General features: G+C 69.3%; 20 protein-coding genes, 1 tRNA gene and 1 pseudogene. 16 read left to right on the forward strand and 6 right to left on the reverse strand.

From position 1 onward, the window contains the following. Window positions 1-2 precede the first annotated feature (2 nt). Window positions 3-602: a methionine ABC transporter permease gene (locus FCN18_RS26840; protein WP_112268318.1), complete on the forward strand. Its 600-nt coding sequence runs from the start codon at window positions 3-5 to the stop codon at window positions 600-602. 143 nt (window positions 603-745) lie between these two features. Here FCN18_RS26840 and FCN18_RS26845 read toward each other — a convergent pair whose 3' ends face one another. Next, window positions 746-1,198 carry a YybH family protein gene (locus FCN18_RS26845; protein ID WP_113641848.1) on the reverse strand — a complete coding sequence of 151 codons (453 nt, stop codon included), beginning with the start codon at window positions 1,196-1,198 and terminating at the stop codon, window positions 746-748. A gap of 118 nt (window positions 1,199-1,316) precedes the next feature. Between FCN18_RS26845 and FCN18_RS26850 the strand changes: the two genes are divergently transcribed. The 4 genes from FCN18_RS26850 to FCN18_RS26865 all read left to right on the forward strand — a co-directional run bounded on the left by FCN18_RS26850 (window position 1,317) and on the right by FCN18_RS26865 (window position 5,068). Beyond that, window positions 1,317-1,688 carry a YciI family protein gene (locus tag FCN18_RS26850; protein WP_113641847.1) on the forward strand — a complete coding sequence of 124 codons (372 nt, stop codon included), beginning with the start codon at window positions 1,317-1,319 and terminating at the stop codon, window positions 1,686-1,688. Continuing rightward, window positions 1,685-2,896, forward strand: a complete 1,212-nt coding sequence (locus FCN18_RS26855; RefSeq protein WP_137096417.1) for an RNA polymerase sigma factor — start codon at window positions 1,685-1,687, stop codon at window positions 2,894-2,896. Before FCN18_RS26850 ends, FCN18_RS26855 begins: the two co-directional genes overlap by 4 nt. A 141-nt stretch (window positions 2,897-3,037) precedes the next feature. Beyond that, entirely contained in the window at window positions 3,038-4,486 is a 1,449-nt protein-coding gene (locus tag FCN18_RS26860) for an MFS transporter (protein ID WP_228714147.1), read from the forward strand. A gap of 9 nt (window positions 4,487-4,495) precedes the next feature. Then, complete coding sequence (locus FCN18_RS26865; protein WP_112267897.1) at window positions 4,496-5,068, forward strand: TetR/AcrR family transcriptional regulator; 573 nt, start codon at window positions 4,496-4,498, stop codon at window positions 5,066-5,068. Here the strand turns inward: FCN18_RS26865 and FCN18_RS26870 are convergent. Next, entirely contained in the window at window positions 5,065-5,532 is a 468-nt protein-coding gene (locus tag FCN18_RS26870) for a hypothetical protein (RefSeq protein WP_137096418.1), read from the reverse strand. The two genes, FCN18_RS26865 and FCN18_RS26870, sit on opposite strands and share 4 nt — an antisense overlap. Window positions 5,533-5,797: 265 nt before the next feature. Next, complete coding sequence (locus FCN18_RS26875; RefSeq protein ID WP_137096419.1) at window positions 5,798-6,820, reverse strand: saccharopine dehydrogenase NADP-binding domain-containing protein; 1,023 nt, start codon at window positions 6,818-6,820, stop codon at window positions 5,798-5,800. A 108-nt stretch (window positions 6,821-6,928) separates the two neighbouring features. On the opposite strand from FCN18_RS26875, the gene FCN18_RS26880 reads away from it, so the two are divergent. The 5 genes from FCN18_RS26880 to FCN18_RS26900 all read left to right on the forward strand — a co-directional run bounded on the left by FCN18_RS26880 (window position 6,929) and on the right by FCN18_RS26900 (window position 11,735). Further along, the gene (locus FCN18_RS26880) at window positions 6,929-8,965 is read left to right on the forward strand and encodes a heavy metal translocating P-type ATPase (protein WP_228714148.1); all 2,037 of its coding nucleotides are present in this window, start codon (window positions 6,929-6,931) and stop codon (window positions 8,963-8,965) included. A 156-nt stretch (window positions 8,966-9,121) separates the two neighbouring features. Beyond that, window positions 9,122-9,547 (forward strand): hypothetical protein, encoded by a 426-nt coding sequence (locus FCN18_RS26885; RefSeq protein ID WP_137096420.1) that lies wholly within the window; start codon window positions 9,122-9,124, stop codon window positions 9,545-9,547. 64 nt (window positions 9,548-9,611) lie between these two features. After that, window positions 9,612-9,685 (forward strand) — tRNA-Ile (locus FCN18_RS26890). A 115-nt stretch (window positions 9,686-9,800) separates the two neighbouring features. Next, a complete protein-coding gene (locus tag FCN18_RS26895) occupies window positions 9,801-11,072 on the forward strand; it encodes a site-specific integrase (RefSeq protein ID WP_137096421.1) in 1,272 nt (423 codons plus the stop codon). A gap of 114 nt (window positions 11,073-11,186) precedes the next feature. Beyond that, the gene (locus FCN18_RS26900; RefSeq protein WP_137096422.1) at window positions 11,187-11,735 is read left to right on the forward strand and encodes an NUDIX domain-containing protein; all 549 of its coding nucleotides are present in this window, start codon (window positions 11,187-11,189) and stop codon (window positions 11,733-11,735) included. On the opposite strand, the gene FCN18_RS26905 is transcribed toward FCN18_RS26900, so the two are convergent. Together FCN18_RS26905 and FCN18_RS26910 are read right to left on the reverse strand one after the other, a co-directional pair. Then, entirely contained in the window at window positions 11,721-12,854 is a 1,134-nt protein-coding gene (locus tag FCN18_RS26905) for a tetratricopeptide repeat protein (RefSeq protein ID WP_137096423.1), read from the reverse strand. The two genes, FCN18_RS26900 and FCN18_RS26905, sit on opposite strands and share 15 nt — an antisense overlap. 156 nt (window positions 12,855-13,010) lie before the next feature. Then, on the reverse strand, window positions 13,011-13,400 hold the full coding sequence (locus tag FCN18_RS26910; RefSeq protein ID WP_113641838.1) for a helix-turn-helix domain-containing protein: 390 nt from the start codon (window positions 13,398-13,400) through the stop codon (window positions 13,011-13,013). A gap of 147 nt (window positions 13,401-13,547) precedes the next feature. Between FCN18_RS26910 and FCN18_RS26915 the strand changes: the two genes are divergently transcribed. The 6 genes from FCN18_RS26915 (at window position 13,548) to FCN18_RS26940 (ending at window position 19,381) form a co-directional block, all read left to right on the forward strand. Then, window positions 13,548-13,829 carry a helix-turn-helix domain-containing protein gene (locus FCN18_RS26915; RefSeq protein WP_170200602.1) on the forward strand — a complete coding sequence of 94 codons (282 nt, stop codon included), beginning with the start codon at window positions 13,548-13,550 and terminating at the stop codon, window positions 13,827-13,829. Continuing rightward, window positions 13,823-14,176, forward strand: coding sequence for a WhiB family transcriptional regulator (locus tag FCN18_RS26920; RefSeq protein WP_113641836.1), 354 nt, complete (start codon window positions 13,823-13,825; stop codon window positions 14,174-14,176). Before FCN18_RS26915 ends, FCN18_RS26920 begins: the two co-directional genes overlap by 7 nt. Then, the gene (locus FCN18_RS26925) at window positions 14,173-14,502 is read left to right on the forward strand and encodes a hypothetical protein (protein ID WP_199542682.1); all 330 of its coding nucleotides are present in this window, start codon (window positions 14,173-14,175) and stop codon (window positions 14,500-14,502) included. The genes FCN18_RS26920 and FCN18_RS26925 overlap by 4 nt, the downstream gene beginning before the upstream one ends. 62 nt (window positions 14,503-14,564) lie before the next feature. Next, window positions 14,565-15,317 carry a hypothetical protein gene (locus FCN18_RS26930; RefSeq protein ID WP_137096428.1) on the forward strand — a complete coding sequence of 251 codons (753 nt, stop codon included), beginning with the start codon at window positions 14,565-14,567 and terminating at the stop codon, window positions 15,315-15,317. Further along, entirely contained in the window at window positions 15,314-17,461 is a 2,148-nt protein-coding gene (locus FCN18_RS26935) for a cell division protein FtsK (protein WP_407675792.1), read from the forward strand. Before FCN18_RS26930 ends, FCN18_RS26935 begins: the two co-directional genes overlap by 4 nt. A 795-nt stretch (window positions 17,462-18,256) precedes the next feature. Continuing rightward, entirely contained in the window at window positions 18,257-19,381 is a 1,125-nt protein-coding gene (locus FCN18_RS26940; protein ID WP_228714149.1) for a hypothetical protein, read from the forward strand. A gap of 135 nt (window positions 19,382-19,516) precedes the next feature. Here FCN18_RS26940 and FCN18_RS26945 read toward each other — a convergent pair. Next, window positions 19,517-19,702, reverse strand: a pseudogene (locus FCN18_RS26945) (ATP-binding protein); the annotation flags it as partial.

Raw genomic sequence — 19,702 nt, forward strand, 5'->3', positions numbered from 1 at the left:
TCATGGTCGTGGCGACGATGCTCGTCGGCGGTGTGCTCGGCCTCGGGCTCGGCATCCTGCTCTATACGACGCGGCCGGGCGGCATCCTCGCCAACCGCGTGGTGTTCACGGTGCTCAACGTGCTCGTCAACATCATCCGCCCGATCCCGTTCATCATCTTCATCACCGCGATCGGGCCGTTGACGATCAGCGTCGTCGGCACCCAGCTGGGCACCACGGCGGCGACGTTCGCGCTCATCGTGGCCGCGACGTTCGGCATCTCCCGCATCGTGGAGCAGAACCTGGTGACGATCGACCCCGGCGTGATCGAGGCGGCGCGCGCGATGGGCGCGAGCCCGTGGCGGATCATCACCACGCTGCTCGTGCCGGAGGCGCTCGCGCCGCTGATCCTCGGCTACACGTTCGTCTTCGTCGCGGTGGTGGACATGACGGCCGTAGCCGGGGCGGTGGGTGGCGGCGGGCTGGGCGACTTCGCGATCGCCTACGGCTACCAGCGTTTCGACTGGACCGTGACCGCGGTGGCCGTGGTGCTGATCGTCGTGCTCGTGCAGGCGGCGCAGTTCGCCGGGAACCGGCTGGCGCGCAAGGCGTTACGGCAGTGAGCCCCTCGGCGGGGTGGCGAACCAGTTGACGGCGAGGAACGAGCCGGGTTCCTCGCGGTCGGCGCCGATGAACGCGCCCGGACGGGATGTCGTCGACACGGTAGGTGATCCCCGTGGCGATCAGGCTCACGTCGCCGATCGTGTCACGGCGCGAGATCGGTCGCGGAGCGGAACGAGCCGTCCATGTAGAACGGCGTCGACGTGTGCTCGTGGGTGATCCGCCACGCGCCGTCGATCCGCCGCAGGCACACGGTCGCGCGGTACCAGAGGTCGAAGCGTTCCCCGGACCCGCTCGGCACGGCCGACATCCGGTTGAGGCTGTGGCAGAAGGCGACGTCGCCGTCCACGGTGACGTCGAGGTCGCGGACCTCGGCGTCCACCGGGCCGTCGAACGTCGCCAGCCACGCGCGCACCGCGTCCGCGTCGAGCACCTCGGCGCCGGTGTGCCGCAGCGGCGGCGCGAGGTCGAACCTCACGGTGTCCGGCGTGTAGCGGGCGACGAGCGTGTCGGCGTCGCCCGCGCGCAGCGCCGCGGTCTGCTCGGCGATCACGGCGCGGACCTCGGTCTCGGCCTGGCTCAGTACGGTGCTGCCCATCGGGTCCTCCTCGGTCGGGGCACCCTCCCGCGGGTGCCGCTCACGGGGTTGTAGAAGCCGAAGCGGCGATTTCGACATCCATCGGTGAGAGAATTCGCGAGAGTTCCGGGAGGCATCGGTGAAGTACGTGATCCTGATCTACGGCAACCCCGCGTCGCGCGAGATCTGGTCCCGGCTCACGCCCGACCAGCGGCAGGAGGGGCTCGGCGCGTACGCCGCGCTGGACGCCGACCTCGCCGCGTCGGGGGAGATGATCGTGTCCGAGGCGCTGGCCGATCCGGCGAGGACCACCCGCGTCACGGTGCGCGAGGGCACGACGCTGACGAGCGACGGCCCGTTCGCCGAGGCGAAGGAGCTGCTGGCCGGGTTCTTCCTGGTGGACTGCGAGAGCACCGAGCGGGCCGTCGAGATCGCCGCGCGGGTGCCGGAGGCCGAGCTCGGCCTCGTGGAGGTGCGCCCCGTGGTGGAGCTCGACGAGCTGGCGGGGTGAGCGAGCCCGTCGCCTTCGAGGGCCTGCTGCGCGAGCTGGCCCCGCGCGTCCTGGCCGTGCTCGTGCGCCGCTACGGCGGGTTCGACACGTGCGAGGACGCGGTGCAGGAGGCCTTGCTCTCCGCCGTGCGCCAGTGGCCTGCCGAGGGCGTGCCGGCCAACCCGATGGGCTGGCTGGTCACCACGGCGTCGCGCAGGCTGATCGAGCTGTGGCGCAACGAGTCGGCGCGCAGACGGCGCGAGGAGGTCGTGGCCGCGAGGGCGGTCCCCGAGCCCGAGCCCGCATCCGGCGTCGATGACACGCTCCCGCTGCTCATGCTGTGCGCCCACCCCTCGCTGACCCCCGCATCGCAGGTGGCGCTGACGCTGCGGGCGGTCGGCGGGCTGACGACCGCGGAGATCGCGCGCGCGTTCCTCGTGCCGGAGGCGACCATCGCGCAGCGCATCAGCAGGGCCAAGCAGCGCATCAAGGCCTCCGGTGGCGAGTTCCGGCTGCCGCCCGAGGCCGAGCGGTCCGAGCGGCTCGGCGCGGTGCTGCACGTGCTGTACCTCGTCTTCAACGAGGGCTACACCGCCAGCTCGGGGGAGACGCTGCAGCGCGTGGAGCTGAGCGAGGAGGCGATCCGGCTCGCCCGGCAGCTGCACGAGCTCGTGCCCGGCGACGGCGAGGTGGCCGGGCTGCTCGCGCTGATGCTGCTCACCGACGCGCGGCGGCCCGCGCGCGCCCGCGACGACGGCACGCTCGTGCCGCTCGCCGAGCAGGACCGTTCGCGGTGGAACGCCGCGCTCATCGCGGAGGGCACGGAGCTGCTCACCCGCACGCTCGAGCGGGCGCCGATCGGCCCATACCAGTTGCAGGCCGCGATCGCGGCGGTGCACGACGAGGCCGCGAGCGTCGAGGACACCGACTGGCGGCAGATCCTCACGTTGTACGACCTGCTGGAGAGCATCGCGCCGGGTCCGATGGTGACGCTCAACCGCGTCGTCGCGGTGGCGATGGTCCACGGCCCCGAGCGTGGCCTGCGCGAACTGGCGGACGCCGAAGGCGACCGGGCGCTGGCCGGGCACCACCGCGTCGACGCGGTCCGGGCGCACCTGCTCGAGCTGGCCGGCGACACCGACGCCGCGCGAGACCACTACCGGAGGGCCGCGCGCCGCACGCTGAGCCTGCCCGAACGACGGTACCTGGAGGCCCGCGCCTCCCGGTGAGACGCGAATCATGCTCGTTCCTTCCCCCTCCGCTGGTCGGCGGATTGCGCCCCGGGGGTGAACACAGGTTTACTTCAACGGGCGCGGTGAACAGAGGTTCACCGCCGTCGTGTGCCTGCCGAGGGAAAGGGGAGCTCAGTCGTGGCCGCAAGGTCGTCCGCCGGGTCGAGAGCCGCGATCGGGGTGCTCGCGTCGTCGGGCATCGTGGTGTCGCTGATGCAGACGCTGGCGGTCCCGCTGCTGCCGGAGTTCCCCCGCCTGCTCGGCACCACGCCCTCCAACGCCGCGTGGCTGATCACCGCGACGCTGCTGACCGGGGCCGTGTTCGCGCCGGTGCTCGGCAGGCTCGGCGACATGTACGGCAAGCGGCGCATGCTGCTCGTCGCACTCGCCGCGATGGCCGTTGGCAGCGCGCTCGGCGCCGTGAGCAGCGAGTTCGTGGTGGTGCTCATCGCGCGCGGCCTCCAGGGCGTCGCGATCGGCGTGATCCCGCTCGGCATCAGCATCATGCGCGACGAGCTGCCCCCTGAGCGGGTCGGCACCGGCATCGCCGTGATGAGCTCGACGCTGGGTGCCGGTGGTGCCGTCGGCCTGCCGCTGACCGGGCTCGTCGCCGAGCACGCCGACTGGCACTGGCTGTTCGCCGGTTCCGCGGTGTTCGCCGTGATCCAGATCGTGCTCGTGTGGCTGCTCGTGCCGGAGTCGCCGGTGCGCAGCGGCGGCCGGTTCGACGCCGTCGGCGCGATCGGGCTGTCGGCGGCGCTGCTGTGCCTGCTGCTGCCCGTGTCGCGCGGGACGGAGTGGGGCTGGGGCAGCCCGCTCGTGCTCGGCCTCTTCGGCGCCGCGCTCGTGCTCTTCCTCGCGTGGGGTTACTACGAGCTGCGCGTGCCCTCCTCGCCGCTGGTGAACCTGCGGGTGTCGGCGCGTCCCGCGGTGCTGCTGACGAACCTCGCCTCGGTGCTCATCGGCGTGGCGATGTTCGCCTCGTTCATGGTGAGCGCGCAGATGCTGCAGGCGCCGAGCGGAACGGGGTATGGCTTCGACCTCTCGCTCATGCTCAGCGGCGTCGCGCTGCTGCCCGTCGGCTGCGCGATGGTGGCGTTCTCCCCGCTGTCGGCGAAGATGTCGGCCCGCTGGGGACCGGCCGTCACGATGGTCCTCGGCGTCGGCGTGCTCGCCGTCGGCAACCTCGCCCGCCCGCTGGTGCACTCGCCGCTCGCCGGGGTGATCGTGGTGGTCACCGTCACCGCGATCGGTGCGGCACTGGCCTACGGCGCCGTGCCCGCGCTCATCATGCGCGCCGTGCCGATGTCGGAGACGGCTGCGGCCAACAGCCTCAACGCGCTCGCCCGCTCCATCGGCACCTCCACGTGCAGCGCGATCGTCGCCACGGTGACGGCGGGCATGGTGGTGCAGGTCGGCGGCCACGTCTATCCGTCGACGGACGCCTACACCGTCATCTTCGTGATCGCCGGTGGCGCCGCCGCGCTCGCCGGCGTGATCGGTCTGCTGACGCCGGGCCCGGGCAACGGCGCCGAGACCGCGACGGTGCCCTCCCGGGTGGCCGCCACCGCGGGCGGGTCGCGTTAGCCTTACGCGGTGTCCACTCCGGAACGCCTCGCCACGGCGGCTCGCGACGCCTTCCTGACCCGCGCCGCCGTGCTGCAAGCCGCCCGGCGCCGGTTCTCGCTGCACGGCTACGCCGACGTCAAGCTGCGGGACATCGCCGCCGACGCCGAGGTGAGCGCAGCGCTGGTGCTGAAGTACTTCGGAAGCAAGGAAGAGCTCTTCGCCGAGGCGTCCAGTTTCGAGGCCGACGCCGAGGTCCTGCTCGACTGCCCGCTGGAAGACCTCGGCGAGCACCTCGTGCGCACTCTGCTCGACTACCACGAGCGTACGCAGGCGGATCCCTTGCTGCGCGCGCTGTTCACGTCGTCCCGCCCCGGTGGCGCGACGTTCCGGGAGAACTTCGAGCGACAGTTCGTCGCCGAGCTGAGCCGTCGTCTGGACGGTCCGGAACCCAGGCTGCGCGCCGAGCTCGTGTGCGCGCATCTGATCGGCCTCGGCGCGACGCGCCTCGTGCTGCGCATCGGCGCCGAACCGCGCGAGCGCGTGATCGCGAGGACGGCGCCGCTGCTCCAGGGCTGGATCGACGGCACCCAGCCCTTCTAGGGCTCGGGGACGAGCGTGCCGAGGTCGATGCCGGGCCCGTTCTCGGCCTCGTCGATGTCCTCTTGAATGTCGGGCGCGATGTAGTCCGTCATCGGCGGGCGCGGCGCGGGTTCCATCGCCCGCTGCCTGGCGATGTCGTCGCTGTCGCCGTCGCCGGTTCCGGCGGCGGGCACGGCAGGCTCCGGCTCCTCGGCCACGGCGTCCCCGGCCACCGGCACGGGTGCCGCGGTCACCGGGGGCGGCGGGGGAGGCGCCGGCTTCGCGGAAGGTGTGGCGAGCAGCTTCAGCTCCCTGACCTCGTCCAGATCCCGCACGGCCACGACGGACTCCGGCACCGTGGCCTGCCGCGACGCGGGCGGCTCCGGCGTGGCGGTCTCCGTTGGCCAGAGCGTGATCGCGAGTGCCGCGGCGGGCACCGCGGCCGCGGCCGAGCCCAGCGAGATCCACAGCGTGCGCCTGCGCATGGACGTACACCCTTCGTGTCGTTGTGGCGCCGAACCTAGTGCCCCCGCCGGAAGTTCGCCGCATAATTCGGTGGATCCAGCTTCCCGCCGGCTGCGTTGCCGGTCCGCCCAAGTACGGCCCAGTACGAGGACGAACCGGCGCCTTGCCGGCGGAAACCTGGATCCACCGACTCGAGCAACAGACTTCCGGCGGAGGACACTAGCAGTCAGCCGTCCTTGACCAACTCGATGTCGGCGGTGGTGAATCGTTGGCGTAACGGGGCACTCACCGCGTCGTTCTGGTGAGGACGCGCAGCCCGATCCTCTCCGGCAGCCCGGCGAACGCGGTCAGCTCGTCGAGATGGTGCACGCCGGGCGGCAGGCCGCGGCCGAGCAAGGTGTGCGCTACGTGCGCGGCCACGAGCCCGGTGACGTGGCCCTGGGCGTTGCCGGTGAGCGCGTAAGCGACGCGATGTCCGTTGTGGACGGCCTCCGCGGCGACAGCGAAGCCGTCCGATCCGAAGTGGACCTTGCCCGCCGCGGCCGTGAGCGCCCGCAGCACGTCCAGCCTGGCCGCCAGGCGCAGCAGCCCGGTGCGCCGCAGGGCGAACAGCAGGGTCGTCAGCACGCGCGAGTCCAGGCACAGCCTCGTGGTCACGTCGGTGACGCCGAGCGTGCGCCGGAGCGTGTACTGGTCGGAGAACGGGAACGGGTGGGCCGTGCGGTGCCCGTACCCGGGCAGGAACACCCTGGCGGGGCCGCGGGCCGCTCGCTGCCGGGGCGCCACCAGCTGGGTGAGCGTCCAGCGCAGGGCGTCGGCACCGTGCTGCTCGCCCGCGCCAAGGAGAACGGTGACGTCGATGCGGTCGGCGCCGCCGAGGTCGCGGCACGCGCGCCCGGCGAGCACGTTGGTCAGGCCGGGTGCGAGCCCGACGCTGAGCACCGCGGTGGCGGCCGCTTCGAGGGCCGTCTCGGTCAGCTCCTCGGTGAGCGCCAGCAAGTGGTACGACGCGCCGACGTCCACCAGGTGCACGCCGTTGCTCAGGCAAGCGCGAGCGAGCGCGCCGTCGGAAGGCTCGACGCACAGCACCACCACGCCCACGCCGTGCTCGGCGAGCAGTCGCTCGAACCCCTTCACGTCGGTGACGTCGAGCCCCGCCGCCGTGGCCCCCACCTGGTCGGCGAGCGCGCGGGCCCGACCGAGGTCGCGTCCCGCGCACACCACCCGTCCCGGTGACCACTCCGCGAGCGAGCGCGTGACGGTGGCGCCGACGGCGCCGTATCCACCGACGACCAGAACGGTTCGCATGCGCCTACTCAACACGGGAGAGGGGCTCGGGTCAAATACGGGCAGGGGGTACTTGCAAATATACCCCCACGGGGTATAGTGGTGTGCGTTCGGCAAAGGGAGGTCGTCGTGGAGACACAGCAACACGCGCAGCACGAACAACACGACACACGCACGGTTCACTCCGGGCATTCCGGGCACGGCGACCACGCCGCGGTGTTCCGCGACAAGTTCTGGCTCAGTCTGGTGCTCGCGATCCCCGTGGTCGCGGCGTCCGGCATGATCGGCGACCTGCTCGGCTACGAGGTGCCCGGCTGGGCGAGCTGGATCTCGCCGGTGCTGGGTACGGTCGTCTACTTCTACGGCGGCTGGCCGTTCCTGTCCGGAGCGGTGGGGGAGCTGCGCGAGCGCAGGCCCGGCATGATGACGCTCGTCGCGCTCGCCATCACGGTCGCGTTCGTCGCCAGCGGGCTCACCACGCTCGGCATCGGTGACCTGGAGCTCGACTTCTGGTGGGAACTCGCGCTGCTGGTCGTGATCATGCTGCTCGGGCACTGGCTCGAGATGCGCGCGCTGGGACAGGCGTCGGGCGCACTGGAGGCGCTGGCCGAGCTCCTGCCCGACACGGCGGAGCGCGTGGAGGACGGTGAGGTCCGCCCGGTCGCGCTCGCGGACCTGCGTGTCGGCGACACGGTGCTGGTCCGCTCCGGCGGCCGGGTGCCCGCGGACGGCAGCGTGGTCGACGGCAGCGCCGAGCTGGACGAGTCGATGGTGACGGGGGAGTCGCGCACGGTGCGCCGCGACGTGGGCGACCGTGTGGTCGCCGGGACGGTCGCGACGGACTCGGCCATCCGCGTCCGCGTCGAGGCGGTCGGCGAGGACACCGCGCTGGCGGGCATCCAGCGGCTCGTCGCAGACGCACAGGGCTCCCGCTCGCGCGCGCAGGCGCTGGCCGACCGGGCCGCGGCGATGCTGTTCTGGTTCGCACTCGGCGTCGGGGCCCTGACCTTCGCCGTGTGGCTCGCGCTGGGCGACGCGACCACCGCCGTGGAACGCACGGTGACGGTGCTCGTCATCGCCTGCCCCCACGCGCTGGGCCTCGCCATCCCGCTGGTGATCGCGATCTCGACGGCGCTGTCGGCCAAGGCGGGCATCCTGGTGAAGGACCGGCTCGCGCTGGAGCGCATGCGCACCGTTGACGCGGTGCTGTTCGACAAGACCGGCACGCTCACCCAGGGCAGGCCCTCGGTCACGGCCGTCGTCGCGGCCGGTGAACACGAGCGCGACGAGGTGCTCGCGCTGGCGGCCGCGGCGGAACGCGACTCCGAGCACCCGCTGGCCCGCGCCATCGTGGAGGCGGCCAGCGAGCGTGGTGCCGTGCCCCCGGCGAGGGATTTCCGATCGCTGACCGGACGCGGTGTGGAGGCCACAGTGGACGGTCGCGCGGTCGCCGTCGGCGGCCCCGCACTGCTGCGCGAGCGCGGCGCCGAGCCGCCCGTGGAGCTGGCCCGCGAGACGGGGGAGTGGGCCGCGCGGGGCGCGATCGTGCTGCACGTGCTCGTCGACGGCGAAATCGCCGGCGCGCTGGCGCTCGCCGACGAGGTGCGGCCCGAGTCGCGCGAGACCGTGGAGAGGCTGCACGCCGAGGGCATCCGGGTCGTCATGATCACCGGCGACGCGCGCAACGTCGCGGAGGCGGTGGCGAAGGACCTCGGTGTGGACGAGGTGTTCGCCGAGGTGCTGCCCGCCGACAAGGACGCGGCGGTGAGCGAGCTGCGGCAGCGTGGCGAGCGCGTGGTGATGGTCGGCGACGGGGTGAACGACGCGCCCGCGCTGGCACGCGCCGACGTCGGCATAGCGATCGGCGCGGGCACCGACGTGGCCATCGAGTCGGCGGGCGTGGTGCTCGCCTCCGACGACCCGCGCGGCGTCCTCGCGACGCGCAGGCTCTCGGCGGCCAGCTACCGCAAGATGTGGCAGAACCTCACGTGGGCGACCGGGTACAACCTGCTGTCGGTGCCGCTGGCGGCCGGGGTGCTCGCGCCGATCGGGTTCGTGCTCCCGCCCGCCGCCGGAGCGATCGCGATGAGCCTCTCGACCGTGATCGTGGCCCTCAACGCCCAGCTGCTCCGCAGGCTCGACCTGCGCCCGGCGGATCGTGAGTGACGCTGCCTGCCCCGGCCCGCGAGTCGCGCGCTCAGGCCCGCGAGTCCCCCGCTCAGGCCCGCGAGTCCCCCGCTCAGGCCCGCGAGTTGCCCGCTCCCGACGCCGAGTTGCGCGTTCGGGACCGTACGGCCGCGAGGTTGTGCTTGGCTTGGCCCCATGCGCATCCCGCCTTTGGAACCCGTCGTCCGCGTTGTGACCGCCCTGCGTGCCGCAGGCCTGAACCCGGCGGTGGGTGGTTCGGGCCTGCTGGTGGCGCTGGGCCTCGCCGAGGTCGCCAACGACTGGGACGTCACGGTCGACGCGGACGCCGAGACGGTGAGGGAGGCACTCGACGCGGCGAGCCTGACCTACCGCGAGCTCGACCAGGGCCGGTACGTGATCGACGGGGTAGACGTGATGGTCAACTTCGCCCTGACGGGCCCTGCCGGTGTGGAAGCCCTGCCGACCAGGGTGACGGGAGAGTGGCAGGGCCTGCCGATCGGAGACCCGGAGGTGTGGGCGAGGGCGTACCGCCTGCTCGGCCGAGAGGCGAAAGCGGATCTGCTGGAGCGCTACCTCGAGAGCCGGGAGCACCAGATATAGTGCGACTCGCTGGGCCTGCCAGGCTGTCACCACGGGCTCAAGCGGGGAGCCGGAGCGCTCCCGGGGGCCGGTAGCTCAGTTGGTTAGAGCAGGGGACTCATAATCCCTTGGCCGCGGGTTCGAGCCCCGCCCGGCCCACCCTTCTGACCAGTTCAAACAGCATTCTAGCTCGAGCCTCAAGATCATCTGTCCATGGTTGTGTCCATGGGTGGATCGTTGACGTGGCCCTGGCTGTCGTCGGACGCTGGGTGTCATGACTGGGGCAGAGCAGGGGAGCGACCGCCGAGGCAGGGGCAACATCCGCCGCCGCGGTGGCTCGTTGCAGGTGCGGGTGTACTCGGGTGTCGATCCGGTGACCGGCAAGGAGATCTACCTGTCGGAGACCGTCAAGGGCACCGACAAGGCGGCGTACCGGCGCGCCGACAAGGTCATGACGAAGCTGCAAGCGCAGGTAGACAAGCAGCGCTCGCCGAGCACGGCCGTGACGTTCTCGTACGCCATCGACGAGTGGCTACGCACGGCGGATATAGAGCCGACGACGAGGCACGGCTATGTCGGCTACATCGAGCGCACCATTCGGCCTGCGCTGGGCGAGATGCCGGTGAACAAGCTCAGCGCGCGTAATCTCGAAACGCTCTATGGCGAATTGCGGCGATGCCGGGTGCGTTGTGATGGGATGCCGTTCATCGAGCACAAGGTTGAGGGCGAACACGACTGTAAGAAGGCGAAGTGCAAGCCGCACGAGTGCAAGGCGATGGCTCAGTCCACGGTGCGGCAGATCCACTCGATCATCAGTGGGGTGCTCAACGCCGCCGAGCGGTGGGACTGGATCACCTCGAACCCGGCCAAGGTTGCTCAGCGGCCGCGCCAGGCGCCGCCACAACCTGATCCGCCGTCGCCGGCGCAGGCTGCGCGGTTGGTCGAGAAGGCGTTCGAGCTGGACGAGGCGTGGGGCGCGCTGGTGTGGCTCGTGATGACCACGGGCATGCGTCGCGGTGAGGTGTGCGCTCTGCGGTGGTCCCGTGTCGACCTAGACGAGGGCATCGTCGATGTCCGCAGCAGTTACACGACGGTGCGCGGTGTGGGGAGGGAGAAGGACACGAAGACCCACCAGATTCGTCGCATCGCGCTCGACACGGAAACGGTCGTGCTGCTTCGCGAGCACAAAATTCGGTGTCAGGAGATGTTTGCGGAACTCGGCGCTAAATGGCAGGAGGATTCTTACGTCTTCGTCGGCATGCGGGGCGACGTGACGAGCCCGTATCCGCCAGATGCTGTGTCGAACCGATACAAGAAGATGGCTAAGCGGCTTGGGATAACGACACACCTGCACGCGCTGCGGCATTACTCCGCGACCGAGCTGTTGACCGCCGGCATAGATCTCCGAACGGTTGCGGGCCGCCTCGGACATGGCGGGGGCGGAGCGACAACCCTCCGGGTGTACGCGGCTTGGGTCGCTGCGGCGGACCGGAAAGCTGCGGAAATTCTCGGCTCACGAATGCCGAAGCGCAGACCCTCGAACTAGGCAACCAGGAGCTCCGTTGCGCAGGCCAAGGCCTGCTGATTGGCCGCATGTTCCGCCACAACGGCACGCAAGCACGCGGGCACGTGGCGATCACCAAGGCGTAGCCTGTGGCCCGTGGCTGAGGAACGTGGTGCATGGCAAACCTTCGGTGAGCGGCTGATCTACGACAACCGCTGGGTCAAGGTGGGCTTGACAGACGTGCAGGCTCCGAACGGAAAGCGCTGGGAGTACCACGTGGTGCACCTCGCGCGCATCGCCATCGCGCTGGTCGTCAACGATCGGCATGAGGCGCTCATGCTCTGGCGGTACCGGTTCGCCACGAAGCAGTGGGGGTACGAGTTGCTGGGTGGCCTCGTGGACGACGAGGAGGACTCCGCCGCGACCGCGGCGCGGGAGGCGGCCGAGGAGAGCGGCTGGCAGCCCATCGGCGAGGGCGAGCATCTGGTGAGCTTCGAGCCACTTCCGGGCCAGGTCACCGCGCCGATGGACGTCTACCTCTGGCGCGGCGCCGAGCGCATCGGCGACCCGACCGACACCGAGGAGGTCGGCCGCGTCGAGTGGGTTCCGCTCTCCCGCGTCAATGAGCTCGCTCAGCGGCAGGAACTGCTCGGGTCGGGCACCCTCGTTGCGCTGCTCTACTACCTGAACTCACAGCGATCGTGATCTACCGGTCGGCAGGATCAAGCCGCCCAGTCGTCGGAGATGCCGGTCGGACCTGATCTGGAGCCCAAGCTGCCGGGCCTGGCGTGCGTAGCGTTGGGCCTCGTCGCGGTCCCCGGCCGCGGCATGTGCGAAGGCGAGATCGACCATCATGCCCACCCTCGCGCGCACGAAGGCCGCAGGTAGCCGGGGGAGCGCGTCGGTGAGGTGCTGGATGGCCTCCGGTTCGCCCAGCTTCGCCAGTGCGTTGCCCCGCCAGCGGTCGAGGTGCGAGTCGCCGAGGAACAGGAACGGCAGCGACGGGTCATGCGGGTCCACCGGTAGGAGCTCGTCGGCGCTGTCGAACGCCCTGAGCGCCTGTGGGCCGTCACCTGCTGCCGCGAAGCCCTCGCCGCTCGCTGCGGTCAACCATGCCTGGAGCAGGGACGACACCCGATGTTCGCCAAGGGAGCGGGCGTGGTCGAGTTCCTCGACCGCGCTCGCGGTCTCACCGATGTCGATCAGCACGAAGGCCTGCTCGGCGAGCGCATGCGCCAAGGCGGTGGGCGAGCCGAACTCGCGGGCGGCCGCCTTCGCGCGCTCGTAGTGGCCCCAAGCTTGGCTGATGGCGTTTCGGTCGAGCGACACCCAGCCGGCGAGCGTGGACGCTTCCACGAGGACCTGCGCCAGCGCCTCCCGCTGACCTCGGGCCGTGCTGTAGCTGAGGAGGCCCTCGAGCTGCTTGATCAGGCTGTGGAGCTGGTCCAGCAGGGTGATACCACCGAACTGCCGGTCGACGCGTCGTGCGTTGTCGACCTGCTGACGGAACGCCTCGACAGCCCCCGCGTCGACGCTGCGCGCCAGCGCCAGCCGTGACCGCAGCTCGGCGACCTCGTCGTCTTCGTCGTCATCCGGGAACCCGAGCTCGCCGTTCGTCCGGCCGTACACGTCGCGGAACAGCCGTCGGTATGGCTCACTCACCTGCTCGTGGCCGTTCTCCCACCGGGAGAGCTTCGTCTTCAGGCTGGCCGGCTCCATGATCGCGAGACCCAGCGCGTCGGCGCGCCGAACCACCAGCGTGATGACGTCCGCGGCCTTGTACTCGAGCTGCTTGCGGACAGCCTGCAATTTGGTCGCGGCCATCAATTATCACCTCGGCGATAATCGTGCTGACCTGCGAAGTTAATTGTGGTTAACGGGCTCAGGGTTAACCGCCGCCACCTGCGAAGAATGCTTGCGCTGCCGTTTCCTGGTTTCATGAACGAAGACACCAAACGGCACCGGCAGCGCATCGGCGACCTACCGAGAGCGGCGGCGCAACGTCGGGTCGGTCAGGGCCGCGACATCAACGCTCATCGCGTCCAAGCGCTTGGTGATGTCGTCGAGTCGGCCTTCGATCGCAGCCAGCCGCGCGAGGATCTGATCGGTCGGGTCATCTCCGGTTTCCCCAGGGCGCAAAGGCTTTCGTCCGGCAAGTACCGCCGAGAGGTGGCCCGGATGCCACTCCAGGGCCAGGGACAGCGCCTCGAGTGTGCGCTTGCTGCGGCGCCGCTCCACGGTGCGGTGCTGGAGTTCACGCACGATCGCCTGCGAGACGTGCGAGCGCTCCGCGAGCTCGCGCTGGCGGAGTCCGAGCTCGTTCATGCGCTCGTTGATCGCCCGCGCGACTGCAGTCCAGTCCTCCGTCACCCATTCCTCCGTGGTCCGCCTCAGCGCCGAGATTAGCGCTCCACCACGAAGGCGCGAGGGCGCCTCGCGCAATTGGGTCAATACTATCCGTACATACGCTGATATTAGCGCATAATTGCGCTGAAACTATCTCGAAGGAATTCATTCATGGATACCCCTATGTCGAATGCCGGCAAGCCGGTGTTCTACACGGTCCGAGAGGCGGCACGGATCGTCCGTGTCGACCCGTCCACCCTCTACCGTGCCATCCGGGAGGACGCCTTCCCGGCTGTCCGAGTCCGGTACCGCTACGTCATCCCTGCCGCCGCGCTCGAACGGCTGATCAGCGAGGCAGCCGAGTCGGGACGGTGCGTCGACCCCGCCCGCATCGTGGCCGAGCGTCGTACCGCGCGCGAGGTTGCCCGGCTTGCCGGGGGTGACGCGTGGTGAACCAGGACGACTACGACGAGATCGCCGAGAGCCTCGACTATCTCGCGGATCTGCCCGACGACGTGCTCTGCGAGGTTGTCACCCGCGACGGCCTGTGTTTCTGGGCTTTCGACCGCGACGGCATGCCGGACCTGACTGGCGTGCCGGACCCGGACCGCGCGCTCGCGGCGGCCGCATGCGCCGGGTGCCCGGTCATCCAGGAGTGCCTCGAGCTGGAGCTCCGCGCCGCAGGCGCCGACACGGTTGGAATCTGGGGCGCGCTGGCCGACACCGATCGGCGCGAGGTCTACCGCGTGTGGAAATGGCGGCACATCAACCGAGGTGTGTGGGGAGAGGAGCTGCCGTGACGATCGACCTCACCCCTGAGCAGGTCATGGCCGGAGCGGGAGTACTGCTCGCTTTGGCAGTCGTCTGGCGGCTCGGTAGCCGACGGGCGCGTAAGGCCGCAGAGACCGCACGTGCCGGCGCGCGGGCGGTGTCACTTGCCGGACGTGTCGTGTTCATGGCGGCCGCGTTCGTCGGCGTCCAGTGGCTGGTGATCGTGAATCCAGGCAACACGACGTTGCTGGTCGTTGTGCTCGCTCTGCCCGATCTCCTCGCCGCCTACGTGCTGACGCGCACGTTGACGGTCACGTCGCTGGACACGACAAGGCGCCGAGGTGACCGCCGATGAGTGACCAGAAGCGGGGCAGGGAAAGGGTGGCCGCCTCCGGGCGGCCACCCGGCCGCACCACAATGGAGCCGCGGGCGTCCACCAGTGCACAGCGACTCGCACAGGAGGCAGCCGAGGCTGCGGAGCTGCGTTCGTACCAGGCAGATCCGGACGTCATTGCCTTGCGCGTCGAGAAGGTCCGCGCGCAGGTCGACCGCCTCTGCTGGGCCGGGATCATCCTTGGTCTGGCGTTCACCATGGCCAACGTCCAGTCGTTCGCGGCCGGCGACGCGGCCGCCTGGTCACTGCCGTGGCTCGCGGCGTGGCTGCTCGATCCCACCGTGTCGCTGGTGCTGCTGGCGATCCTGCGGGCCGAGCAGGTGACGGCGCGGTACCAGGTTCGGACAGGACGATGGGTTCGCCGCGCGAAGTGGTTCACCTTGGCGGCGACCTACGTCATGAACACCTGGGAGTCCTACGCGGCGGCTTCGTTGTCCGGTGTCGTGCTCCATTCGGTCCCGCCGCTGCTCGTGTTCGTGGCCGCCGAGGCGGTGACAGATCTGCGGGACAAGTTGACCGAGGCCGTGAACGTCGCGTTCGCGGAAGCCTTCTCGGTCACTCGGGGATCTGACCGGCCTGGTCGCCGCACTCCTCGCAAGCCAGCGCGGCGGAAACTGTTCCGCGACTACCTGGTGGAGGCTCGAGAGGCATGGACGCCGGATGTGGTCATCACCCCAGCATGGGTGCGTCGAGCGACTGGCTGCTCCCGAGGCTTGTCGCCTCGCGTGGCCGAAGCCCTTGCGCACGAGATCGCGCAGGGAGGCGAGCGCTCATGAACGCCCACGAGCCGGGTTCCATGAACGCATCCGCGACAGGCTCGTCCCTCGCGCGCGAGGGTTCACCGGAGTTGCAGCGATGTGAGTCCGTCCTGGACGGTGAGCTCGTCGAGGACCAACCGTTCCCGGCTGTGCGGGTCCCGTGGCGTCGTCGGCTGCGCCGGTGGTGGCACTCTTCCCCACGGGTGCCCCTCAGTCTGAAGACTCGTGCGCAGGCGGTGCAGGCGTTGAAGGACGGGATCGTTGCCGTCCTGCGCTCGCCCTGGCGGTTCGTGGGGGCGGTGGTGCGCGGACTTGTGACAGGCGCGCGGTTGTGGCGCCGGTGGATCACCGTACGGGACTATCGCGAGGCGGCAGAGGAGTCTCAGAAGCTTGCGGACAAGTTCACCGAGATCAGGGCGCTCACGTTGTTCCGGTGGAAGGTTACGGGTGCGGTACTCGTCGCTGTTACCTTGGCGATCTTCATCATCGCCGCCATCTACGGTGAGCGCCCGTTGCGGATAGTTGCCGCCGCGGCGTCCGTGGCGCTGGCCGTCCTCGGCAGGCGCAAGGACGGGAAGCCGGGACGCAAGCCGTCACTGGCGGGACCGCGCACCCTGACGTGGACCATGGACACCCAAGTCTTGGTCGACGCCTTCCGCGACGCGAAGCTGATCGGGAAGGACGAGTCGCTCCGTCTGGTCGAGCGGGCGACCCGGGTCGGCGACGGCTGGTCGGTCATCGTCGACCTGCCTGCCACTCGTAAGGCCGCAGACGTCGTGAAGCACCGCGAGGCACTCGCCTCAGCGTTGGCAGTCGACGAGATCCAGTTGATCGTGGAGCGTGTACGGGGGAACGGCGGGCACGCGGGCAGGGTGTCGATGTGGGTCGCCGACGAAGATCCGTACGCGACTCCGCCGCGGCGAACACCGTTGCTCGGGGTGTCGCAATGGGACGCGTGGCAACCGGTGCCGTTCGGCCGGGACGCGCGGGATCGCCGTATCGATCTGCCCCTGGTGTGGACCTCATTGCTCGTTGGCGCGATCCCGAGGCAGGGAAAGACCTTCGCGGCACGGCTTGCGGCCGCCGGACTCGTCCTCGATCCGCATACGAGGTTGTACGTCGCGGACTTCAAGGCAGGAAAGGACTGGGTCGCTGCGGAACAGGTCGCGCATCGCTTCCTCTCCGGTGACGACACGGAGCATGTGCTGGCGTTGAAGGACTGGCTCGTCGAGCTAGTCTCGGAGGTGCAAAGCCGGTACCGGCGCATGCGAGACCTCGATGACGAGATCTGCCCCGAATCCAAAATCACGCCAGATATGTCCAGGGATTCGGCGCTGAACATGCCGATCACAGCGATCTTCATCGACGAGGTCCAGGTTCCATTGGAGGACCGAACGCCCATCGACGTGCAGGGCAAGAAGCTCACCGCGGGCGAGTACATCGGGGAGTTGCTCACGTGGCTGGCGAAGAAAGCCCCCGCGGCCGGGGTCGTGCTCGTCCTCGCGACACAGCGGCCCGACTCGAAGACCATCCCGTCCGGGCTGCGCGCGGTGCTCGGCTCGCGCTTCGCACTGCGGGTGATGGACTGGCGGGACAGCAACATCGTGCTCGGAGAGCAGATGAACACGCGTGGCTACGACAGCAGCCGGCTGCTTCCCTCACACAAGGGTGTGGGCATCCTTCGTCCGGACGGCGAGACGCAGGCCGGAGCTGACGTCCTCGCGATGACGGTGCGGACCTATTACATGCCGGTGGAGGACTGGCAGGACATCTGCCGTCGCGGTCGTGCTCTACGGCTGGCGGCCGGGACACTCACCGGTCACGCGGCGGGCGAGGACGCCGCGTTGCTGCTCGACCCTGTAGGCGCCGCGAAGGCGATCGGCTCCGCGCCGGCGCCCGTCGACCTACCGGATCCGTTGGCGGCAGTGGTCGAGTACATCGAGGCCAACGCCGACGACCGTGAGTTCATACCAACCGCTGAACTCGTCGGTGCTCTCGACTTCGAGCCGAACGCGTTCGGGCGGCAGATGAGTGAGTACGGCTGTTCGTCCGAACGGAGAAGGATCACGACCGAGGACGGGGAGACGCGGCAGGTGCGCGGCTACCTGGTTGCGGACATCCGTCGAGCCGCTGCCGAGCAGGGCTGCGGACGTGGGTCGTAAGCCGTCACGAGCCGTCCCACCCGTCACGGCCGCCGTGACGGGTGGGAACAGGTGGCTACCTGCGAAAACAGCGCCAGTGACGCCTGTGACGCCACCGCCGGAAGCCGTCTCTGCGGCGCTCTGCGCGTAGCTGTCGAGGGTGATAGGGGTCGTCTGGACAGCCGTCACGCAGCGACGCAAGCAGCTCTGCGAGTGAGTCGAGCGTTTGGCCGATGTCGTCGATGCGTCGTTCGATCGCATCCAGACGGTTCGCGAGGTCGTCGTCTCCGGTCGTCATCGGCTGGTCCTCGGTGTCGTACCCCGGTGCTCGACCTGTCGCGGCAGCGGTAGTTCGGTCGGCTGGTGCCGGCTGCGGTTTCTGCGATGCCGACCCGGCATTCGACCCGTAGGGTGATGCGCGAACGGCCTGTGCAGGCGCCTTTCGCATCGTGGACATCCAGCCGCCGGAGGGAGCAACATCGAGCCGGGCTGGACGATGTGGCCGCAGACGGCGGTGTAGAGGCCCTCGTTTCGCCGTGGGCCGCGGGCGAACTCGATGTCGGTCACTGCGTGCTCCCGGCCATCTCGCTCGCAACGATGCCAGACGACGTGCAGTCTCCTGGTGGTCGTCAAGGCTGATCTCCCCGAATCCATGAATCGTCCTGAACAGTGACGATGATGTGTGTAAGACTAAAACCAGCTTGCCATCAGCGCAGGCGGAACGAGTACGACACGCACCAGACACGGGGCCGTCTTATGGGAGTCAATGGCAGCGGATCTACGGGAGCGAGCCACGGCGGTAGAGAGCCGCGCACCGTGCTCGAGCAGCAGATACGTGAGGTGCGCCGGGAGACGCTTCAGGAGTTCGTGGAGTTCGCCGAGCGCTTCGCCCGTGAGCACGGAGAGCAGGGAACCTTGAGTCTCCGTCACCTGGACCGCCTGGTGTCCGGTCGTGGTCCGAAGGGAAAGCCGCTGGGCAAGCCGCGACCGGCTACAGTGCGCCTGCTGGAGCGGATCTTCGGCGTGCCGATCGACGTGCTGCTGTCTGCCCCTGCTGAGCGACCGACGAGCGACGCGGGAGAAGCGGAACTGCTGACGAGGTTGCGGAGTGCTGCGCAGGTGGACGACGAGCTGATCGACCTGCTGCATGGGCAGCTGACGATGATCCGACGGCTCGATCGGCAGCTCGGAGCTGTCGTAGCGCACGAAGAGACGGCGACCAAGGTCGAGCAGGTTTCGGCGCTGCTGCGACACAGTCTCCAACCGGCTCGGCGTCGCCGCCTGGCGTCGCTGCTGTCTGAGGTGTGCACACTCGCTGGCTGGCAAGCACTTGATGCCGGGTGCCTGTCGACGTCGTGGCGCTTTTACGAGCGCGCGAAGACGGCAGCTCGGGAGTCCGGTGACCTGTTGTTCGAGGCACACGCGACGGCTGAACGGGCATTCGTGCTGATCGATCTTGGTCAAAAGGTCGAAGCTGTCCAGTTGCTGAGCGAGGTACGTAAGCGGGTAGGTCGCGTCCCAAGGGTCTTGCGTTCCTGGCTGGCTGCTGCTCATGGTGAAGCGTTGGCGGGAGCCAACCGGCGCACGGCTAGCTTGCGAGCCTTCGATGAGGCGGCGGCATTGCTCCCGGCTGGGGGTTACGACTTGGAGCGTCCATACGTGGCACACGGCGACGTTCATCTTGCTCGCTGGCGTGGGCACGCGTTGGCGCGTGTCGGTGAACCCGAGGCAGTCGATGTTCTGGCGGGTGCGCTGGACGACCTCGATCCGAGTTTTACGCGCGCACAGGTAGCACTACGGGTCGACCTTGCAACTGCGTTCGTGTATTCAAGGGATTTGGAAAGTGCGAGACACCATGTCGAACATGCCGTGGCACTTGCCGACGCCATCGGCTCGAACCGGCAGCTGAGGAGGCTGAGGAGCCTTCAGCTTGCCGGTTGAGTACGAGTCCTCTCGTCAGCCAAGTGTCGGCTTGCTGGTCGAATTCGGTGCTAACGCTCGAGCTGTCAACGGCACGTGAATCTTGAACACTTTTCGGCATCTGAATCCTGACCCCTCTGCCCGGCGTGTTGATGTTTACTCTTCGGTTGTGCTGGCGGCGGGGACGCGGCCGAGGTCGCGGTTCTTGAGCCGGTAGCTGTCGCCCTTTGAGGGCGATCACTTCGGCGTGGTGGACGAGCCGGTCGATCATGGCTGCGGTTATCTCGACTTCGATTTCCGAATCTTGCCGTTGACCTGGTATTTCGTGTCGTGGACAGGTGT

This window comes from Prauserella endophytica, from assembly GCF_005146945.1.
GTDB lineage: Bacteria > Actinomycetota > Actinomycetes > Mycobacteriales > Pseudonocardiaceae > Prauserella_A > Prauserella_A endophytica.

What these genes read in the sequence shown, in the direction of transcription:
- FCN18_RS26840 (WP_112268318.1), top strand. Translation starts at nt 3, where the DNA reads ATGGTCGTGGCGACGATGCTCGTCGGCGGTGTGCTCGGCCTCGGGCTC.
- FCN18_RS26845 (WP_113641848.1), bottom strand. Translation starts at nt 1,198, where the DNA reads ATGGGCAGCACCGTACTGAGCCAGGCCGAGACCGAGGTCCGCGCCGTG.
- FCN18_RS26870 (WP_137096418.1), bottom strand. Translation starts at nt 5,532, where the DNA reads ATGCGCAGGCGCACGCTGTGGATCTCGCTGGGCTCGGCCGCGGCCGCG.
- FCN18_RS26875 (WP_137096419.1), bottom strand. Translation starts at nt 6,820, where the DNA reads ATGCGAACCGTTCTGGTCGTCGGTGGATACGGCGCCGTCGGCGCCACC.
- FCN18_RS26885 (WP_137096420.1), top strand. Translation starts at nt 9,122, where the DNA reads ATGCGCATCCCGCCTTTGGAACCCGTCGTCCGCGTTGTGACCGCCCTG.
- FCN18_RS26895 (WP_137096421.1), top strand. Translation starts at nt 9,801, where the DNA reads ATGACTGGGGCAGAGCAGGGGAGCGACCGCCGAGGCAGGGGCAACATC.
- FCN18_RS26905 (WP_137096423.1), bottom strand. Translation starts at nt 12,854, where the DNA reads ATGGCCGCGACCAAATTGCAGGCTGTCCGCAAGCAGCTCGAGTACAAG.
- FCN18_RS26915 (WP_170200602.1), top strand. Translation starts at nt 13,548, where the DNA reads ATGGATACCCCTATGTCGAATGCCGGCAAGCCGGTGTTCTACACGGTC.
- FCN18_RS26930 (WP_137096428.1), top strand. Translation starts at nt 14,565, where the DNA reads ATGGAGCCGCGGGCGTCCACCAGTGCACAGCGACTCGCACAGGAGGCA.
- FCN18_RS26935 (WP_407675792.1), top strand. Translation starts at nt 15,314, where the DNA reads ATGAACGCCCACGAGCCGGGTTCCATGAACGCATCCGCGACAGGCTCG.